Annotated in this window: 13 protein-coding genes; 6 read left to right on the forward strand and 7 right to left on the reverse strand. The window is 71.4% G+C overall.

Annotation, left to right across the window (positions count from 1 at the left end):
* The 3 genes from VM889_07370 to VM889_07380 all read left to right on the forward strand — a co-directional run.
* Positions 1 to 583 (forward strand): hypothetical protein (locus VM889_07370; protein ID HVL48358.1); only part of this gene is annotated, 583 nt, incomplete at its 5' end.
* A 47-nt stretch (positions 584 to 630) separates the two neighbouring features.
* Entirely contained in the window at positions 631 to 2,709 is a 2,079-nt protein-coding gene (locus VM889_07375) for a winged helix-turn-helix transcriptional regulator (GenBank protein ID HVL48359.1), read from the forward strand.
* Positions 2,710 to 2,984: 275 nt separating this feature from the next.
* Positions 2,985 to 4,877 carry an enoyl-CoA hydratase-related protein gene (locus VM889_07380; protein HVL48360.1) on the forward strand — a complete coding sequence of 631 codons (1,893 nt, stop codon included), beginning with the start codon at positions 2,985 to 2,987 and terminating at the stop codon, positions 4,875 to 4,877.
* A gap of 1 nt (position 4,878) precedes the next feature.
* Here VM889_07380 and VM889_07385 read toward each other — a convergent pair whose 3' ends face one another.
* Positions 4,879 to 6,657, reverse strand: a complete 1,779-nt coding sequence (locus VM889_07385) for a hypothetical protein (protein ID HVL48361.1) — start codon at positions 6,655 to 6,657, stop codon at positions 4,879 to 4,881.
* 168 nt (positions 6,658 to 6,825) lie between these two features.
* Here VM889_07385 and VM889_07390 point away from each other — a divergent pair, with 168 nt between their 5' ends.
* The 3 genes from VM889_07390 (at position 6,826) to VM889_07400 (ending at position 9,468) form a co-directional block, all read left to right on the forward strand.
* A complete protein-coding gene (locus tag VM889_07390; GenBank protein ID HVL48362.1) occupies positions 6,826 to 7,914 on the forward strand; it encodes a thiamine pyrophosphate-dependent enzyme in 1,089 nt (362 codons plus the stop codon).
* A gap of 211 nt (positions 7,915 to 8,125) precedes the next feature.
* On the forward strand, positions 8,126 to 9,094 hold the full coding sequence (locus VM889_07395; GenBank protein ID HVL48363.1) for a deoxyribonuclease IV: 969 nt from the start codon (positions 8,126 to 8,128) through the stop codon (positions 9,092 to 9,094).
* A gap of 5 nt (positions 9,095 to 9,099) precedes the next feature.
* Positions 9,100 to 9,468 carry a rhodanese-like domain-containing protein gene (locus tag VM889_07400; GenBank protein ID HVL48364.1) on the forward strand — a complete coding sequence of 123 codons (369 nt, stop codon included), beginning with the start codon at positions 9,100 to 9,102 and terminating at the stop codon, positions 9,466 to 9,468.
* Here VM889_07400 and VM889_07405 read toward each other — a convergent pair.
* From VM889_07405 to VM889_07430, 6 genes are all read right to left on the reverse strand, one after another.
* Positions 9,456 to 10,586, reverse strand: coding sequence for an isocitrate/isopropylmalate dehydrogenase family protein (locus VM889_07405; protein ID HVL48365.1), 1,131 nt, complete (start codon positions 10,584 to 10,586; stop codon positions 9,456 to 9,458). The genes VM889_07400 and VM889_07405 overlap by 13 nt on opposite strands.
* A 44-nt stretch (positions 10,587 to 10,630) precedes the next feature.
* Positions 10,631 to 12,316: a CocE/NonD family hydrolase gene (locus VM889_07410; protein ID HVL48366.1), complete on the reverse strand. Its 1,686-nt coding sequence runs from the start codon at positions 12,314 to 12,316 to the stop codon at positions 10,631 to 10,633.
* A gap of 250 nt (positions 12,317 to 12,566) precedes the next feature.
* A complete protein-coding gene (locus VM889_07415; GenBank protein ID HVL48367.1) occupies positions 12,567 to 13,082 on the reverse strand; it encodes a 3-isopropylmalate dehydratase small subunit in 516 nt (171 codons plus the stop codon).
* The gene (locus VM889_07420; GenBank protein HVL48368.1) at positions 13,082 to 14,473 is read right to left on the reverse strand and encodes a 3-isopropylmalate dehydratase large subunit; all 1,392 of its coding nucleotides are present in this window, start codon (positions 14,471 to 14,473) and stop codon (positions 13,082 to 13,084) included. Before VM889_07420 ends, VM889_07415 begins: the two co-directional genes overlap by 1 nt.
* Positions 14,474 to 15,981: 1,508 nt before the next feature.
* On the reverse strand, positions 15,982 to 17,277 hold the full coding sequence (gene aksA, locus VM889_07425) for a homoaconitate hydratase (GenBank protein ID HVL48369.1): 1,296 nt from the start codon (positions 17,275 to 17,277) through the stop codon (positions 15,982 to 15,984).
* 26 nt (positions 17,278 to 17,303) lie between these two features.
* Positions 17,304 to 18,692 (reverse strand): sialidase family protein, encoded by a 1,389-nt coding sequence (locus tag VM889_07430; protein HVL48370.1) that lies wholly within the window; start codon positions 18,690 to 18,692, stop codon positions 17,304 to 17,306.
* Positions 18,693 to 18,963 lie beyond the last annotated feature (271 nt).

Below are 18,963 nucleotides of genomic sequence, written 5' to 3' on the forward strand. Positions count from 1 at the left end.
CCTCCCCCTCCTGCTCCCGCCCGAGCGCGACGCCCTCGCGCGACCGGCGAGCGTGCCCGGGTTCGAGACGCTCACGTCGCCCGCGGACCGGTTCGTCCTCGGCCTCGCGGGCCTCGCGCTCCTCGCCCTCGCCGCGAAGACCTTTTTCCTGCCGCTCTACACGCGCCTCGCGCGCGACCGCCTTCTCGAGCACCCGACGCGGGCCCGCATCCACGCAGTCGTGAAGGCGCAGCCCGGAATCCACCTCGCCGGGATCGAATCCGCGATCGGCGCCGCGGGACGCACGACGCGCCACCACGTCGCGAAGCTTGTCGCGGCCGGCCTCCTCGCCGAGGCGCGGGACCGCGGATTCGTGCGCTACCACGTCGCAGCCGACCTCCCGCGCGAAGAGGCGGTGCGGCTCGCGGTCCTCCGCTCCCCGACGAACGCGCGCCTGCACGCGCTTCTCGCCGAGAACCCGTCCATGAGCCTCCGCGAAGCGGCCCGACGGCTCGGCGTCAGCGCCCCGAGCGTCCTCAATGCGCGCCGCGCCCTTGCCGGGGCCGGCCTCCTGCCCGCAAAGGCGCCGCCCGGCGGCCGCTAGCGTTTTCCGCCGACAAGGGGAATGCCCCCCGGCGCGCTCGGTCGCCCATGCGTGGAACCATGCTCCGGCTGCTCCTCGTCGTCTGCGCGCTCGTCGCCCCCGCCCTCCTTCCCGGCGCCGCGGCCGGCGGCCGCGAGGTCGTCCCCGACCCGGGCCGCGCGGGGGACGTCCTCCGCTACGCGGTGACGAGCGATGGGAAGACGGCGCTCGAATGGCGCGTGAAGGCCGAGCCCGCCGATCGCGCGCGCGACCGCTGGGGCGTCGAGCGCGCCACCGAGCCGTATCGCCTGGAGGGCGTCGAAGGGGATCGCCTCAGGGTCGCGCTGCGCTGCCACGCGCTTGCGGGCGGCCCGAGCGTCATCCGCGTCGACCTTGTCGGCGGGAATCCCTTCAGCATCGCCCTCGGCGGACCCTCGAGCGGCGGCCCCCTGTTCGGTTCGAGCGTCGAGACGTCGGTCGCGCCGGAGAGCTTCTTCGGCGCCGGCCTGTGCCCGGGACGCGCGGGCCTCGCCCGCGTCGCCGAGGGCGCGACGCCGCGTCTCTCGGACCTCGTCGGGGACACGGAGGCGTTCGGAGGCGACGGCACCGCGCGACCGGCCGTGGCGGTGGACTTCCACGGTCGCCGCGCGCTGCGCCTCACGTTCGACCTCGCCTGGGAGATGCCGTTCGGCGACCTGCCTCCGCTCCGATACCGCTACGACGCGACGCTCGCGGAGGGACTTCCCGGCATCGTCGACGCGCGGTGGACGTACGAGGCGCCGGCCGGTTGCGGCGGGTCGGGCTCGGTGACGCTCGACGCGTGCGCCAGGAGCGGGGGCCCCGTCGAATTCGCCATCACGCTCGTGGCCTTCGCGCGCGGCGACGGCCCCGCGCTGACGCCTGCGGGCGGGGCGAAACCCGTCGCCGAGAATCCGCACGGGCGCGTTGCTCCGCCGACGGGCCTCGGCCTCGACACCCGCGGGCTCGACCTCGCGTACCCGCTCGAGGACGCCGTCCGGGCCCTCGAATCGGACCCTTCGACGGGATTCGCGGTCTGGCGCGCGACGCATCTCGACGCCGTCATCCTCGCAGCGACGTACGACCGGCGCATGCCGGCGAAGCAGGGGAACGTGGCGACCGACGGCGGGTGGATCCTCCAGCTCGGCGGCCCGTCGGGCATGTTCTCCGCGAAGACGGTCCGCATCACGGGCGTCGCCACCCCCCTCGGGCCCGTCCCCGCCCCCCTCAAGGCGACCGAGAACGCCGGAACGCCGGTGAACGCGCCGGGGAAGCCGCCCGCGCGCGTCCCGGACGCCGCGGCGCTTGCGGGCAGCCTCGGGGCCCACGGGCTCAAACCCGGGGCGATCGAGCACTTCGTCTACGACACGTGGTGGCCTTTCCACGCAATGGACATGGTCCCGCCGCCGATGCTCCGGGCCTCCGACGTGAGCGCCGTCGCCCCCGAGAAGAGCCCCTCGAACGTGGGCCGTCTGCTGTTCCTCGACGGCGCGACCGCGGCCGGTACGATGATCGCGGAGACGACCTCGCGGACGAAACCCGCCGGCCTCGCGACGATCCTCCTCCCGCCCGAGCGCGACGAGATCCGGCGCGCCTCGATCTTCGATGGCCTCCCCACGATCCCGTCCCCCGAGGCCGGGCTCGCGGTCGGCGCCGCGGGCCTCGTCCTCGCGCTCGCGGTGAAGCTCGTCCTCCTCCCCCTTTACACGCGGCTCTCGCGGGACCGTCTCCTGAAGCATCCGATGCGCGCGCGCCTCATCGAGATCGTCCGGCGCGAGCCCGGCATCCACTTCGCGGGGCTCGCCTGCGAAGCGGGCTTCACGGAGGGCGCGACGCGACACCACGTCGCGAAGCTCGTCGCGGGCGGGCATCTCGCGGAGCTCCGCGACGAGGGCTTCGCGCGGCTCTACGTCGCGGGCTCCGTTCCGCCCGAAGCCGCGCGCCGGTTCTCGGCGCTTCGCGGCGCCACCCACCGCCGCGTGTACGAGCTCTTCGCCGCCGAGCCGCGGTTGAGCCTGCGCGAGGCCGCGCGGCGGCTCGGCCTCAGCGCGCCGACCGTGTTCCGCTCGGTCCGGAAGCTGCGCGCCGCAGGCCTCCTCGCCCCGCCCTCCCCGCCGCGCTCGCGCTGACCGTTCGGGAAAGCGTATGTCACCGGGGTTGCGAACAGAGGCTTATCCCGGGAAGGGGGCACCCCCGAGGCCGGGACGGAGGCTGGTTCCGCCGCTTCCGCACGATCGGTCCGCTCAATCGACGTTCGTTCCACCCATCCCCCATGATCCGACCCTCGAACGTCGGCGTGGGAGGCGGCGTACCCCGTCCCTTCTTTTCCTGCGCGGGCGACCGCGCCGTCCCGCGCGACGCCATGATTTTAAACGCTTCCCGCCATGCCCGCGCCGGGAACAACATGGTGCGGGAGATCCGGAAGGTCGCGGTCCTCGGCGCGGGCAACATGGGCTCGGGCATCGCGCAGGCGTGCGCGCAGGCTGGGCTCGAGGTGGCGCTCAGGGACATGAGCGACGACCTCGCGCGCAAGGGCTTCGGCCGCATCGAGAGCGGCCTCAAGAAGCGCGTCGCGGACGGCAAGATGGCCGCGGCGGACGCGGACGCGATCCTCGCGCGCCTCCACCCGACGGGCGACGTCGCGCGGGCCGTGAAGGACGCGGACCTCGTGATCGAGGCCGTGTTCGAGGACATGAAGGTCAAGCAGGACGTCTTCCGCGAGGTGTCGCGCCACGCGCCCGCGCACGCGATCTTCGCGACGAACACGTCCTCGCTCTCCGTCACCGACATGGCGAACGTGACGGACCGCCCGGACCGCTTCGGCGGACTGCACTTCTTCTACCCCGCGATGATCAACAAGCTCGTTGAGGTCGTGAAGGGCCGCGACACGTCGGAGGAGACGTTCAAGGCGCTCATGGCGTTCTCGCGCGCGATCGGCAAGGTCCCGATCGAGACCGCGGACGCCGCGGGCTTCGCGGTGAACCGCTTCTTCGTGCCGTTCCTGAACGAGGCCGTGCGGATCGTCGAGGAGGGCGTCGCGGACATTCCGACGGTGGAGGCCGCCGCGAAGGAGGCCTTCGCGATCGGCATGGGACCCTTCGAGCTCATGAACGTGACCGGGGTGCCCATCGCCCTGCACGCGCAGACGACGCTCCACAAGGCCTTCGGTCCCGCCTACGCGCCCGCGGCGCTTCTCGCGAAGCAGGTCGCCGCGAAGGCGAACTGGGACCTTGCGGGCGCGCCCGACGCGGCGAAGACGCAGGCCGTGAAGGACCGCCTGCTCGGACTCGCGTTCGGCATCGCGGCGCAGCTCGTCGAGGAGGGCGTCGCGACGCGCGTCGACACGGACAAGGGCGCGACCATCGGCCTGCGCTGGGCGAAGGGCCCGTTCGCGATGATGAACGCGCTCGGCACCGCGAAGGCGCTCGCCGTGGTCGAGGGCCACGCAAAGCGCTGGGGCGCCGAATTCCCCGTCGCGAGATCGCTCGTCGAGCACGGCCGCCGCGGCGAGGCGTTCGCGCTGCCGCTCGTGCGGACCGAGGTCGAGAACCACGTCGCCGTCGTCACCATCGACCGCCCGGACGCGCTGAACGCGCTGAACGGCCAGGTCCTCGCCGACCTCGAAGCCGCCTTCGCCGCGCTCGCGAAGGACGACGATGTCCGCGCCGTCGTGCTCACGGGCGAGGGCCAGAAGGCGTTCGTCGCGGGCGCCGACATCCGGTTCATGGCGACGAAGACGCCCCTCGAGGCCCGGGCGTTCACCGCGATGGGCCAACGCGTCTTCCGCGCGATCGAGACGTTCCCGCGCCCCGTCATCGCGGCCGTGAACGGCTTCGCGCTCGGCGGCGGCCTCGAGCTCGCGATGAGCTGCGACATCGTCGTCGCCTCGGAAAACGCGCAGTTCGGCCTCCCCGAGGTGACGCTCGGCATCCACCCGGGCTTCGGCGGCACGCAGCGCCTTCCGCGGCTCATCGGCCCCATGAAGGCGAAGGAGCTCGTGTACACGGCGCGGCGCTTCGACGCCCGCGAGGCGGAGCGCCTCGGCCTCGTGCTGAAGGTGGTGCCCGCGGGCCAGGCCCTCAAGGAGTCGAAGGCGCTTGCCGCGACCATCGCCCTGCAGGCCCCCGTCGCGGTGTCGCTCGCGAAGAGCGCGATGAACCGCGGCTTCGAGACGGATATCGAAACGGGCCTCGGCTACGAGCTCGAGGCCGTCTCGCTCACGTTCTCGACCGAGGACCAGAAGCAGGCCATGAAGGCCTTCATCGAGAAGGGCAAGTACGCGTTCCAGGGCAGGTAGGTCACTCCCACAGGTGGAGCACGAGCGCGACCTCGACGAGCTTGCCGTCCCCCACCGCGGTCTTGTCGACGAGCAGCGTGCGTGTCGCGCTCGCGACCGCCACGCCCTTGGGAACCGGCGGCCCGAAGTCGAGGTAGAGCCGCGCGTAGTAACCGTACGTAATGGAGTTCGCGAGGAAGCGGAACGGCTCCTCGCCGGCCATCTGGGACGGAAGCCACGTCGTGAGGATGAGCGATCCCGCCCCGAAGGCCTGGGGCTTCGACACGGCGAGCACGTGGTCGTCTCCCGATCCGACGACCTGGACGAACTTGTCGGCGCCGTTGTTGATGACCCACACGTAGCCGTTCGTCGGATAGTTCGCGTAGGCGAGCGGGTTGGGGGTCGAGAGCAGGGGATGCGCGAGGTCGGGCGTGAAGAGCCCGCCGCTTGCCGTCGCGATGCCCGCGTCGAAGATGGGCTCGAGCCACTGGTAGTTCTGCGTGTCGGTCCCGAGCACGATGAGACGGCCGCCCGCGAGGACGTAATCCCGGACCGCGTGCTTCACGTGCGCGCTCGTGAGCGCGTTCTGGTCGACGGCCGAGCCGACGACGAGCGTCGCGTAGCGCGGCGCCTCGAAACCCGCGGCGAAGAGCGTCCTGCCACCGCCGTCCACGAGCCGGATGTCGTCGAACACGAGGCCTCGCGCGCCGTTCACGTTGTCGTTGTCCGAGTGGAACCGGACGCCCAGGTAGACGTTCGCGTTCGTCGGGGCCACGAGGCAGGGGACGCAGCTGCCGATGCCCGCGCTCGAGGTTTCCCAGGCCGTCCCCGTCGCTCCGAGGTAAGGCCCGACGCGCGTCCACGAGACGACTCCGCCCCCGATGTGCACGCCGGCCATGAGGTAGGCGTAGTCGCCCGTCGTGGGCGGGACGCCGTCGTCGCCACCGTTGTCGAGTCGGTACTTCATCGAGAGGACGGGAACGCCCGGGACGTCCGAGAGGTCGACGCGGCCGACCACGATGTCGACGTCGCGGTTCTTGTGGTAGGATAGGTCGTCGCCGTCCGTGAACGCGAAGACGTGGTCGCCCTCGGGGGGCGTCCAGCCCGTCTCGGCCGCGAGGAAGTCGCGGTGGATGCGCATCGCGCGGTACGTGTCTCCGTTCTGCTGTCCGTTCACGAGGAGGGCGCCGCCGAGTTGGGGAACGAGACCGTCGCGGAGCGAGGCGCTCGCATCGGGAAACTTGTCGCCCTGCGCGCCCGGCATGAGGAGCGCGTTCCACGTGACGTTGTCGAAAGCGACGGGGAGCGTCGCAAGGACGTGGGACTCCTTCTTCGATTCCTGGCTCTCGGCGACCCCTTGCACGTGCCCGACGTAGGCGACGGTATGCGAGACGAAGTCGCTGCCGAGCCCGTAGGTGCCGGCCGCCGCCGTCGGGAAGATGGGGTACGCGCGCAGGTGGAATCCCTTGTTTCCGAGGCCGAGCGCGGCGCGCGCGGCCGGATAATCCACGGCGCCGTTCGCCTCATCGACAAGGGTGCCGCGCACGAGCGCGTCCCATTTGCCGGGCGAGAGGGTGGCGCTCGTCCCCGGCTCGAGAAGGCCGAGGCGCGCGACGGCGTCGCCGCTGGCGCCGCCCGCGAGGCCCCACGTCGCGGGCTCGCCGGCCGTCGAGGTGAGGATGCGCAGCGTGTCCTCGGCCTCCCGCGCGAGGTTCGCGTCCTTCGGCCTCGCGTCCGAGGCCGGCTCGAGCGCGAACTGGATGAGGACGGAGAAGGTGAGAAGGAAGATGGCGCCGCCCACGGCGAACCCGATGACGTGGCCCCCGGCCCCGTCACCCGCCGTGAGCCGCCTGGCTCGCGCGCGTGTCACCCGGACCAACCTGGGGCTGCTCTCTCCGCTCGTTTATTTGAAGGGGCGGTTCCCCGCGGTCAAAGGCCTTAAGGAGGGATCCGCCGCTCGCCGCACCTGATGGGCTCCGACGCCTTTCCCGTTCGCACGATCCTCCGCGAAGACGGCACGCTCGCGCCCGGCGCGGAGGTTCCGAAGCTCGCGGACGACGCGCTCCGGGCCATGTACGTCGCGATGCTCCGCACGCGCCTCCTCGACGAGCGCTGCATGCTCCTCCAGCGCCAGGGCCGCATCGCGTTCTACGGCGCCTCCACGGGCGAGGAGGCGGCCGTCATCGGCACGGCCTCCGCCGTCGAACCCTCGGACTGGATCTTCCCGGCGCTGAGGCAATCCGGCGCGCTCCTCATGCGCGGCTTCCCGCTCGAGGGCTACTTCAACCACATGTTCGGGAACGGCTCGAGCATCGAGAAGGGTCGCTCGATGCCGATGCACTTCAGCGACCGGACATACCATTTCGTGACCTGGTCCTCGTCGATGGCGACCCAGCTCCCCCACGCGGTCGGCATGGCGTACGCCGCGAAGATCAAGGGCGAGAAGACCGTCGCGCTCGGGTATCTCGGAGACGGCGCCTCGAGCGAATCCGACTTCCACCACGCGCTCAACTTCGCCGCGGTCTGGAAGACGCCCGTCGTCTTCGTGCTCCAGAACAACGGTTGGGCGATCAGCGTCCCGACCTCGAAGCAGACGGCGAGCGCGACCTTCGCGCAGAAGGCGCTCGCCTATGGCATGCCCGGCGTCCGCGTCGACGGCAACGACGTCCTCGCGTGCTACGCGGCCGCGAAGGAGGCGGCCGATCGCGCGCGGCGCGGCGAGGGCCCCACGCTCATCGAAGCCGTCACGTACCGCATCCAGGGCCACAGCTCGTCGGACGACCCGACGCGCTACCGGCCCTCGGCCGAGGTCGAGACGTGGAAGCGACGCGACCCGATCGCGCGCTTCCACGCGTTCCTCGTCGCGAAGGGCGTCTGGGACGCGGCGCGCGAGGAGAAGGCCAGCGCGGAGATCATCGCCGCGATCGACGCCGCGATCAAGGCCGCGGAAGCGGCGCCTCCGCCCGCCTTCGAGACGCTCATCGAGGAAGTGTACGAGAAGCCGACGCCTCGCCTCGAGCGCGAGCTCGCCGCCCTCCGGGACGCCCGGGGACGCTGAGCCGCGCCACGCCGTGTCATGGCCGGCCCGCCGCCCTTTCCGACACCCGGAAATAGGTCGCCCGGCGTGATCAGGTTCATGGCCGCTCACGCTTCGAAGACGGTCGTCCGGGTCGCGCCCCAGGGCGAGGACCCCCTCGACGACGTCAAGCCCTGGACCCTTCCGTAGATCGACGCGCCCCTTTATCGGCGCGGCCCGCCTTCACCGGGCCATGCGCATCGGCGCCCACGTCTCGATCTCGGGCGGCGTCCGGAACGCCCCCGGAAACGGCACGAACCTCGGCTGCGAGGTCATCCAGATCTTTTCCAAGAACCAGCAGCAGTGGGCGGCGAAGCCCCTCGACCCCGCCGACGCCCAGGCCTTCAAGGAGGGCGTCGCGGCTGCGAAGCTCGGTCCCACGCTCATCCACTGCTCGTACCTCCTGAATCTCGCCTCGCCCGACGACGCGCTCTGGGAGCGCTCCATCGACGGCCTCGTGGTCGAGGTCGAGCGCGCGGAGGCGCTCGGCGTCCCGTTCGTCGTGTTCCACCCCGGAAGCCCGAAGGACAAGCCCCGCGAATGGGGCCTGGAGCGCGTGGGATTCGGCCTCGCGAAGGTCCTCGAGCGCACGAAGAGACTGCGCGCCATGGTGCTCATCGAGACGAACGCGGGCGCCGGCAACGCCGTGGGGCGCACGTTCGAGGAGCTCGCGGCCATCATCGCGAAGGCGGGCCACCACGCGCGCCTCGGCGTCTGCCTCGACACGTGCCACGTGTTCGTGAGCGGCTACGACATCCGCACGAAGGACGGCTACGAGGCGATGGTCGCGTCCTTCGACCGCGCGGTCGGCCTCGACCGGCTCAAGGCGTTCCACCTCAACGATTCGAAGGGCGAGCTGGGGTCGAACCGCGACCGGCACGAGAACATCGGGAAGGGCCTTCTCGGCGAGGTGCTCTTCCAGGAGCTCCTGCGCGACCCGCGCTTCAAGGACCATCCCGGATACATCGAGACGCCGTACGAGGAGGACGGTGACTACGTGCGAGACCTCGCGCGCCTGCGCGAACTGCGCGAGGGCGCGAAGGCGAAGCCCCCGCCCTCGGGCGGCCAGCAGACGCTCTTCGGCGGCGACGCCGCGCCGGCCGCGAAGCCGAAGGCCGCGAAGAAGCCCGCCCAGAAGCCCGCGAAGGGCAAGGCCCGGTGATCGCGATGAGCCTCCTCAAGTCGCTTTTGACGTGGATCCGGGCCCCGCGCCGCAAGGTGAAGGAGGTCGACGCGCGCGCGGCCGCAAAGGCCCGCGAGGCGGGGGCCGTCGTCCTCGACGTGCGCGAGGGATTCGAGCACCGCGGCTCACGCATCCCCGGGAGCCTGAACGTGCCGCTCGGCGAGCTCACTTCGCGCCTCGCGGAGGTTCCGCGGGACCGACCCGTCGTGGTCCACTGCGCGGTGGGCGCGCGCGGCCGTGTAGCGGCGGCGATCCTCGACGAGGCCGGCTACGGGGACGTCGCGAACCTCGCAGGCGGCATCGTCGCGTGGAAGCGCGAGGGGCTCGAGGTCGAGAAGGATCAGCGCCCGTAGGCGAGGATCGCCTTCACGACCGCGTCGCCGACCTCGCCCGTCTTCGCCGAGCCGCCGAGGTCGTACGTGAGCGTCTTGCCGTCCGCGACGACCGTCGCGACCGCGGCCTCGACGGCCTTCGCGGCCTCCTTGAGGCGCGCGTCCGACTTTCGGTCCGCGATCCAGTCGAGCATCATGTGCGTCGCGAGCACCGTCGCGAGCGGGTTCACGATGCCCTGGCCCGCGTGTTTCGGCGCGCTTCCGTGGATGGGCTCGAACATCGCGTGCCTGTCGCCGATGTTGCCCGAGGCGGCCATGCCCATGCCGCCCTGCAGCACCGCGGCGAGGTCCGTCGCGATGTCGCCGAACATGTTGGTCGTGACCGCCACGTCGTAGAACTCGGGCTGGCGCACGACCCACTGCGTGAACGCGTCGATGTACGCGTAGTCGCGCTCGATTCCGCCGTATCCGGCCGCGACCTCGTCGAACACCTGGCGGAAAAACTGCGACCCGCGCAGCACGTTCGACTTGTCGATGCACGTGACGCGCCGCTTGCCGTCCTTCGGCGCGCCGTTTCGCCGCTTCGCGAGCTCGAACGCGTAGCGCGCGACGCGCTCGCTGCCCTTGCGCGTGATGATGGTCGTGTCCGTCGCGACCTCCGTGACGCCGGCGCGCGTGAGGGCGCCGCGGGCGGGCGTGTACTCGCCTTCCGTGTTCTCGCGGATGACGACGAAGTCGACGTTCTTCGGCTCCCACACCTGCTTGAACGCGTCGCCGATCTTGTGGCGCACGCCCGGGTAGAGCTTCGTGGGGCGCACGTTCGCGTAGAGGTCGAGGCCGAAACGGCAGCCGAACACGATGCCCGCGCCCGCGATGTCGCCGGACGGGAGCGTCGCGCCGGGCCAGCCGACCGCGCCGAGGAGGATCGCGTCGGCCTCGTCGCGACAGAAGGGAAACGCCTCGGGCGCCCATTCCTTGCCCGTCTCGAGGTAGTGCTGCCCGCCGCACGGGAAGCTCACGGTCTCGAACTGGACGCCGAAGCGCTCCGTGACCGCGCGCAGGACCTTCTCGCCCTCGACCGCGACCTCGCGCCCCACGCCGTCGCCGGGCAGGAGCGCGATCTTGTACTTCCCGGGCATTGCGGTCCCCAAGCCGGAGACCCGTGATGAAACTTTCTCCGGGGTCAACCGACGTGGCCGAGCGCGGGGTCCGCGAAGGGAACGTCGATCCGCGTCGCCTCGGCGCCGAGGAGCGCCGTCGTGACCGCATCCGGGTTCGGCGACGGCATGAGACCGCTCGGGTCGTAGCAGCCTCCGCGCGGCGTCCGCTGGCACTGCGTGTAGCCGTCGGTCGTCGAACGATCGCTCGAGGCGAGAACGAGCGCGAGGCGGTGACCCTTCTCGAGGACGTGCGCCGTCGGGAAGAGGTCGAACGCGTACGTGGCCGGCGTCCCCGGCGCGGGCGGCGCGGCGCGCTCGAGCCCGTTCGGGAAGCGCGAGTCGTGGTAGCCGTGGCTCACGCGGACGCGCGTGCCGTCCGGCGCGACGTCGAAGAGATACACGACGTGGTTCACGTGCGAGGCCGTCGCCTTCGCGACGAGCGTGACGCGCGGCGCGCCCGCGACCCACACCGGGTTCTCGAGCGGCTCGGTCTCAAAGAGGACGTGCGCATCCGGGCCCCAACGATCGCGGTGGGCCGACGGGTCGTCGCGCCAGGACGCCTGCCCCGGCCCGGAGGGCGTCTCGGAGAGAGCGCCGTCCTTCGCGGGCCAGAGCGTCGTGAGGTTCACGGGCGGCCACGCCGCAAGCGCGTGCCATGCGCCCGTCGAGTCCTCGACGAGGATGCGGGGTTCCCGCTCGAAGCCGGTGTCGCGTCCGAGGAGCACCGTGTCGAGGTAACGGTGCTGCCAGTCCGCCCATTCCGGCGTCGTGTAGCCGCCGAGGTCGGGATAGCTGTGCGTCCAGTATCCGAGCACGAGGCGCGCGTCGACGTCCTCGGGAAGCGCTCGCCAGAAGCGCTCGACGTGCGTGGGGAAAACGTTCATGTCGAAGAATCCGATCGTGAGAAGGATCGGCTTCCGGACATCTTTCGCGAGGAGATTCAGGTCCTTGTCCTTGAACCACGGCGTGAGCGTGCCGTCGTTGATCGTGAACTCGCGCAGGGTCTCGCCCTGGCAGGTGCCGCCGGCCTGGTTCGCGATCGCCTCGGGCGAGGGGTCGAGCGTCGGGAGCGTCTCGATCGCCTGGTACGCGGCGCCGTTGTTCTGCCCCTCGAAGCGCGCCCCGTTCTCCCACTCGTCCATGTAGTAGGAGGAAACCGGCGCGTGCGCGAGGCTCGCCACGAGGCCGGGCACGTCCGCGACGGAGGCGACGAGGGCCCCCATGCCGGGATGGCTCACGCCTTCGACCGCGATCGTTCCGTTGCTCCAGGGCTGGGCCTGGATCCACTGCGCGAAGGCTCTTGCGTCCTCGCGGTCCCGAAAGCCGCCGAAGTCGAGGCACCCGCCGGAGCTGTGCGTGCCGCGCGCGTCCGCGAGCGCGAAGACGACGCCGCGCTTCGGCCAGAAGGTCGTCGGCTCCTCCCCGAACGTCGCCATCACCGCGCGGTCGATCGTCTGATAAGGCGTGATCTGCAGGAGCGTCGGCAGCGTCGCGGTTCCCGCGTCCTTCGGCCGCCACACCGTGATGGCGAGGCTCGTCCCGTCCTTCGAGCGCAGGAACGAGGATTCCCGCACGATGTCCGAGTAGCGCGGCTCGCTCAGCTTCGACGCCCACGCGTCGTAGGGAACGGGCGGGGCGGGACCCGGATCGTCCCCCCCGGCCGGAGCGGGCGCTGAGCAACCCGCGACGGCGAGCACAATGAGGGCCAACCAGGGTGCTCGGCGCACTCGGCCCCCGAGGCGCGCCGGAGGTTTTCAACCTAGCGGCCCCCGTCAAAGGGGTGGTCGGCCGCCCGCCGTGCGGGGTCGGGGGAATCGGGCAAAGGCTATGGTGCCGCTCGCGCACTCAAGGGGGATGATCGGCACCGCCCTTTCGGAGAACCTGGTCCTCTGCGGGCTTTGCGCGCTCGTCGCCCTCGCGACGGCGCTGACGCTCCTGTCCACGCTCGCGTGAGCCTCCTTACTTCGCGGCCCGCTTCGCCTCGAGCTTCTTCCGCACGAGCGGCACGAGGCCGCCCGCGCGCAGAAGCTCGAGCGCCTTCTCCGTGAGCGGCTCGGCCTGGAGCGTCTTTCCGTTCGTCGTGTTGACGACCTTGCCGCTCATGAGGTCCACCTCGATGCGGTCGCCTTCGGCGACCGCCGCGTGGATGCCGGGGCACACGAGGATCGGGAGCCCGACGTTGAAGGCGTTCCGGTAGAAGATGCGCGCGTAGCTTTCCGCGAGCACGACGGAGAGCCCGGAGCCCTTGATCGCGAGCGGCGCGTGCTCGCGCGAGGAGCCGCACCCGAAATTGCGGCCCGCGACGAGGATGTCGCCGGGCTTCACGAGGCCGGGGAACTCCTGCCGGGCGCCCTCGAGAACGTGCTTGCCGAGCGTCGGCGCGTCGATGAAGGCGAGGTACTTGCCGGGCGTGATCTGGTCGGTGTCGACGTTGTCGCCGAAGCGCCAGGCCTTGCCCGCGAGCTTCGTCTCCATCAGGCGACCCCCAGCGGGATGTTGGGGCGCGACCACAGGCCGATCTCGTAGGGCTTCTCGGCCCACCTGAGCGCCTCCTCGGCGAGGCCCGGGCGCTCCTTGAGGAACGCGCGCGGGTCCGCGAGCTTCCCTTCGATCGCGGTCACGGCCGCGACGATGGGCGAAACAAGGTACGACTGCGACTGCACGTGCCCCATGCGGCCCGGGAAGTTGCGGTTCGACGTCGAGACGCAGACTTCGCCCGCGTCGATGACGCCGCCCATGCCGCCGAAGCACGCGCCGCAGCTCGACGGGTTGAACGCGCCTCCGGCGTCGGTGATGATCTCGATGATGCCCTCCTTGAGGGCCTGCTTGTAGATGCTCGTCGAGGCCGGGTAGACAAGGAGACGCGTGCCGTTCTTCACGCGCTCGCCCTTGAGGATCGCCGCCGTGATGCGGAGGTCCTCGAGGCGCGCGTTCGTGCAGCTCCCGATGAACACCTGGTCCACGCGGCCCGTCTTCACCTGGCTCACGGGCTTCACGTTGTCGGGGCTCTGCGGCATCGCGACCATCGGCTCGAGCGCGTCGCCGTCGATCGTGACCGTGCGCTCGTAGACCGCGCCCGCATCGGCGCGCAGGTCCGCGTGGCGCTCGATCTCCGAGCGGCGGTTGGACTTCATGGGCGTCTTCCGCAGGTAGTCGATCGTCTTCTCGTCCGCGGGGAGGACGCCCGCTTTGGCGCCGAGCTCGGTCGTCATGTTCGAGAGCGTGAAGCGCTGGAACATGGGGAGCGACGCGATGCCCGCGCCCGTGAACTCGACGGCCTTGTACGCGCCGCCTTCGGTCGTGAGCTGGCGCGCGGTCTCGAGGATGAGGTCCTTCGATTGGACCGGGAACGCGATCTCGCCCTTGACCTCGACGCGGATGCTCTCGGGGACCTTGAGCCAGATCTCGCCCGTCGCGAACACGGCCGCCATCTCGGTCGGGCCGATGCCCGCCGCGAAGGCGCCCACGGCGCCGAGCATGTTCGTGTGCGAGTCCGTGCCGAGCACGAGGTCGCCCGGGAGGCAGAAGCCCTCCTCCGCGAGGATCTGGTGGCAGATGCCCTGCGCCCCGACGTCGTAGAAGTGGGGGAGCTTGTGCTTCTCGGCGAAGCGGCGGATCGCGTGGTGGAGCTTCGCGCTCGCCTCGCTCGACGCGGGGACCCAGTGGTCGATCGGGATCACGACGCGGTTCGGGTCCCAGACCTCGGTCGCGCCCATCTCCTCGAACGGCTTGATGAGCTGCGCGCACGCCTCGTGCGCCATCGCCACGTCGACCGGGCACTCCACGATCTCCCCCGGCTTCACCGAGGGCTTCCCGGCCTTGAGGGCGAGGATCTTCTCCGACAGGGTCTGCGGGCGCGGCGCCATGCGGATTCCCGCGGCCCGATGAAAGGGGGGTCTCTTCAAATTATGGCCCCGGCGACCGGCGCGCGGCGGAGCGCCGGCTCGAGATCGCTCCCCGCCCTTGCGCGGTCCCGGTCCCGGGGCCGACGTGCGCGGTCGCCGCCGCCCTGGACCTCATGGCCGCGACGACCCCTCCCGCCAGCTCCGCGCGAAGCGCGCGCGACGGGGGACGCCCCCGCGCGGCTCGCCTCCGCGCTCGAGGGTGGGGACGACCGCGACCTCGCGGTGGGGGCGACGGCCGACGCGCTGCCGCTTGCGGGCGAGGGCGCGTGCCGCCTTGTCCGACGGGCCTCCACACGGCCGCGTCAGAAGAGCATCTCGATGAGGAAGCTCTGGAGCCAGCTCCGCACGCGCGGGCGCGCGGGGCCGAGGTGCGCGTGCATCGCGACGCGCTTGGCCATCCTGTGACGGGTCCCTGACTTGGGGCGGGGACGCAGCTCAGCGGCCAGAGTCCGACCTCCGGCTGAGGCGTCCGCCCCCGATGGGGCATTCCATGCTGTTGTCTCCCTAACCCGGAAGAAAAGACTGGCGCCAAGCCCGACCCCGCGCGATGGCGCGGCCTCGGACCGGGGGTCAGTTCCGACCTTTTCTCCCGCCCCCCGTTCCGCCGCCGGCCTTCAAGCCGATGCCGGTTGCGCCCGGATCGAAACCGCCTGGGGGGCCTTCATGACGGCCCGGGGGTCGGACGAGCCTTGACATCTCCGCGAAACCCCGGCGACGCCGAGGGCGCCCCAGGGGAGCGGGCGCCGGAAACCGGGACCGGGTGCCGAGACCGGGAGCCGGGCTTCGGGACCGGGAGCCGGGTGCCGGGACCGGGCCCGGGCGTCGGGACCGGGAGCCGGGTGCCGGGACCGGGCCCGGGCGTCGGGACCGGGAGCCGGGACCGGGCCCGGGCGTCGGGACCGGGTCCGGGACCGGGTCCGGGCGTCGGGACCGGGAGCCGGGACCGGGAGCCGGGTGCCGGGACCGGGCCCGGGCGTCGGGACCGGGAGCCGGGACCGGGTCCGGGCGTCGGGACCGGGTCCGGGACCGGGCCCGGGCGTCGGGACCGGGTCCGGGTCCGGGACCGGGAGCCGGGTGTCGGGACCGGGAGCCGGGTGTCGGGACCGGGCGTCGGGACCGGGTGCCGGGACCGGGTCCGGGCGTCGGGACCGGGTCCGGGTCCGGGTCCGGGACCGCAGCCGGTGTTCGCGCCCGGGTTCAGAAGGTTGAACGGCGAGGGAGGCGCCCCACGCGCGCCCCCACACGCCCGCTCAAGAAGAGGCGTAGACATCGGAGCACCGTTCGAGAAAAAAACGCGGGTCTCGGCGGGGGTCCAGGGGCGGAGCCCCTGGCGCGGGGGGTGGAGTCCAGAGGAGGGGCGCGCGCAGCGCCCCTCCTCTGGCACGAAGTGACATGAGCCGAGGCCTCGCCCGCAGGCGAGGCCGAGGTGTGAAACTCATGTCACGGAGTGCACCGCTGAAGGCCCCGGACTACCACTTGTACTTCTTCTCCGCCACGCCCGGCGGCGGCGTCTTTCCCGTCACGTCCTTCACGATCTTCCAGAACGTGGGATTGTCGACGCCGTTGTGCTTCACGTCCCAGTCGCGGTACGTGTCGATGAAGGCCTTCACCGTCGCCTTGCTCTGGGCCTCGGTGTGGCGCTTGATGCGGTTCGCGATCTCGAGGAGCTGCTCCTTCGGGACGTTCGCGACGCCGTTCTTCTCGAGGCGGTCCGCGACGGCGGTCGTGCCCGTGTGCTTGCCGAAGACGAAGCGGCGCTCGCGGCCGAGGGCCTCGGCCTGGATGGGCTCGTAGGTTGCGGCCTTCTTGATGACGCCGTCCGTGTGGATGCCCGACTCGTGCGTGAACGCGTTGTAGCCGACGACGGGCTGCGTGATCCCGACCGGGATCCCCGTCGCCTCCTCGACCGCGCGCGAGACCTCCATGAGCTTCTCGAGCCTGATGCCCGTCTTCACGCCGTAGAGGTCCTCGAGCGCCATCACGACCTGCTCGAAGGCGACGTTGCCCGCGCGCTCGCCGATGCCGTTCAGCGTGCAGTTGATGACCGGGATGCCCTGCTCGATCGCGGCGAGCGCGTTTGCCGCGCCGAGGCCGTAGTCGTTGTGGTTGTGGAAGCCGAACTCGGCCTTGTTCGAGACGCGGCGCTGGATCTCCGCGAACCACCAGCGCGTCGCGGCCGGGGTCATGACGCCGACCGTGTCGCAGAAGAGCGCGCGGTCCGCGCCCGCATCGATCGCGCGGTTGTAGAGCGTCTCGACCGTGTCGAGGTCGGCGCGCACCGTGTCCTCGGTCACGATCGTGACCTTGAGGCCGTGCGCCTTGCCGTACTCGACCGACTTCACGGCCATCTCGATCGCCTCCTCGCGCGTGCGCTTCAGCTTGTATTTGAGGTGCACGTCGCTCACGGCGATGAACGGGCTGATCTCGTCCACGTCGGCCTTGAGGCACGCGTCGATGTCGCTTTGCACCGTGCGGCACGCGCCGAGGACGCTCGCGCGGAGGCCCTCCTTCGCGATGGCCTTCACGGCGTTGAGCTCGCCCTCGCTGATCGCGGGGATGCCGCAGTTCAAAATGTCGACGCCGAGGTCGTCGAGCATCTTCGCGAGCTTGACCTTCTCGTCGAGCGTGTAGTACACGCCGGGCGTCTGCTCGCCGTCGCGCAGGGTCTCGTCCCAGAAGACGACCTTCTCGGGCATCCTCCGCGCGAGGTTCGCCTCGAGGTTCCAGTTGTGGACGAGCACGTCGTCGCGGTCCGGCGCGGGCATGGACGCGCATCCGCCCGGAAGCCTCATCAGGCTTTCGGGTTCCCGGCGACGAGCGCCGCCGCGAAGAGGCGGCTCCGGCCGTCCTCGCGCAGGTCCGGCCACGCGAGATACACGCGGTCGCCCAGGATCGCGGCGCCGATGTAGTCGCCGATGAAGGTGCTTCCCGCCGTCCCGTCGTTCGGGTCGCGGCTCGGCGCGCTTCCGACGACGCGCTCCGTGAAGGCGACGCCGTCCGCGCTCTCCGCCGCGTAGAGGACGTAGCTCGCGTCCTCCGCGTCGTCGCGCCGGTCAAGCCACGCGGCGACGACGCGCCCGTCGGGGGCGGCCGCGATCGTGGGCAGGAACTGCGCGTTCTTCGTCGCGCGCGGAAGCACGGTCGCGTTCCACGTCGCGCCGTCGTCATTCGAGCGGAGCAGGAAGACGTCGCTCGATTGGTCCTTCCCCTTGTCGGCCGTGATCATGAGGAGCGCGCCGTCGGGCGTCGCGACGAGCGTCGGGAGCACGAAGGCGCGGTAGCTCGAATTCGGGAGCTTGAGGTCCATGCGGTCGAGCGCGCGCGCGACGACCGGGTCGCTCCACGTGCGACCGTGGTCGGTGGAGCGCCGGAACTGGTGCGCGTAGGGATCGTAGCTGCGCCACGCGACGTTCACGGCGCCGTCGGGACCGATCGCGATCGACGCGCTGATGCCGAAGTCGTTGCGGGAGATCCATCCCGTCCTCCACGTCTTCGCGCCGTCCTCGCTCACGCCGACGCGCATGCCCTGGTCGTTCGGGGTCCCTCGCTGGCCGACGTCCTGGAAGCTCCAGACGAGGTAGATCCGGCCCGCCCTGTCGAGCGCGAGCGCCGGCTTGTCGTGGAAGATCAATTCCGTCGCGTACGAATCGACGAGCGCGGGCTCGCTGAACGTGGCGCCGCCGTCCCGGCTCGAAGCGATCCACACGGCGTTGCGGTAGACCGGGCCCGCCGCCGTGTACGCGATGCCCGCCATCCACGCCGTGCCGTCATCCGCATAGGCGACGACGAGGTCTCCGACGAACTGGTACCCCGCGAGGCTGCGGGTCGCGTCGGGCAGCATGCCCGGCACGACGCGCTTCGTCCAGGTCGCGCCCCCGTCGTGCGTGAACCACCACGATCCCCACAGGCGGTGGAAGGGTTTCGTCGTCGCGTCGGGCGCGCCGTAGTCGTTCGCGACGATGATGGCGTTCATCGGGTCGGTCGGATTCGCGGCGACGGCGAACTCGTTCACGCCCGGTCCGGAAAGCCCCCGGTTGCAGGCCGAGACCTCCTGGCCGTCGGGGCAGGCGAGGCCGCCCGCAGCGCCCGCCGCGGCGCCGGCGGCGTCGAGCCGGGTCCCGACGCATCCCGCGAGCGTGGCGGCGAGCAGGACGGGCACGAGGATGAGGGCGCGGCGCATGGGACCGGAGCGGGCCTCCGTCGCCATCAATGTTCTCCCGGGAAATCTTGATGCCCCTGAGCGCCATCCCTCCGCGCCGCCTCCGCCCTGCCCCGGGGATCCGTGAACCGCGGGACGCGGAGGGGCGAACCAAGGACGGCGCCCACCGCGGACGGAGACGACCCCCGCAGGAGACGGCGGACACGCCGGCGATGAGCCCGGGCGTTCGGTGGGCGCCTCACATCCACATCGCAAAGGCTTTCGCCCGCGCGCGGGCTTGGCGGCCGATGGT

It is taken from the genome of Candidatus Thermoplasmatota archaeon (assembly GCA_035540375.1).
Lineage (GTDB): Archaea > Thermoplasmatota > SW-10-69-26 > JACQPN01 > JAJPHT01 > DATLGO01.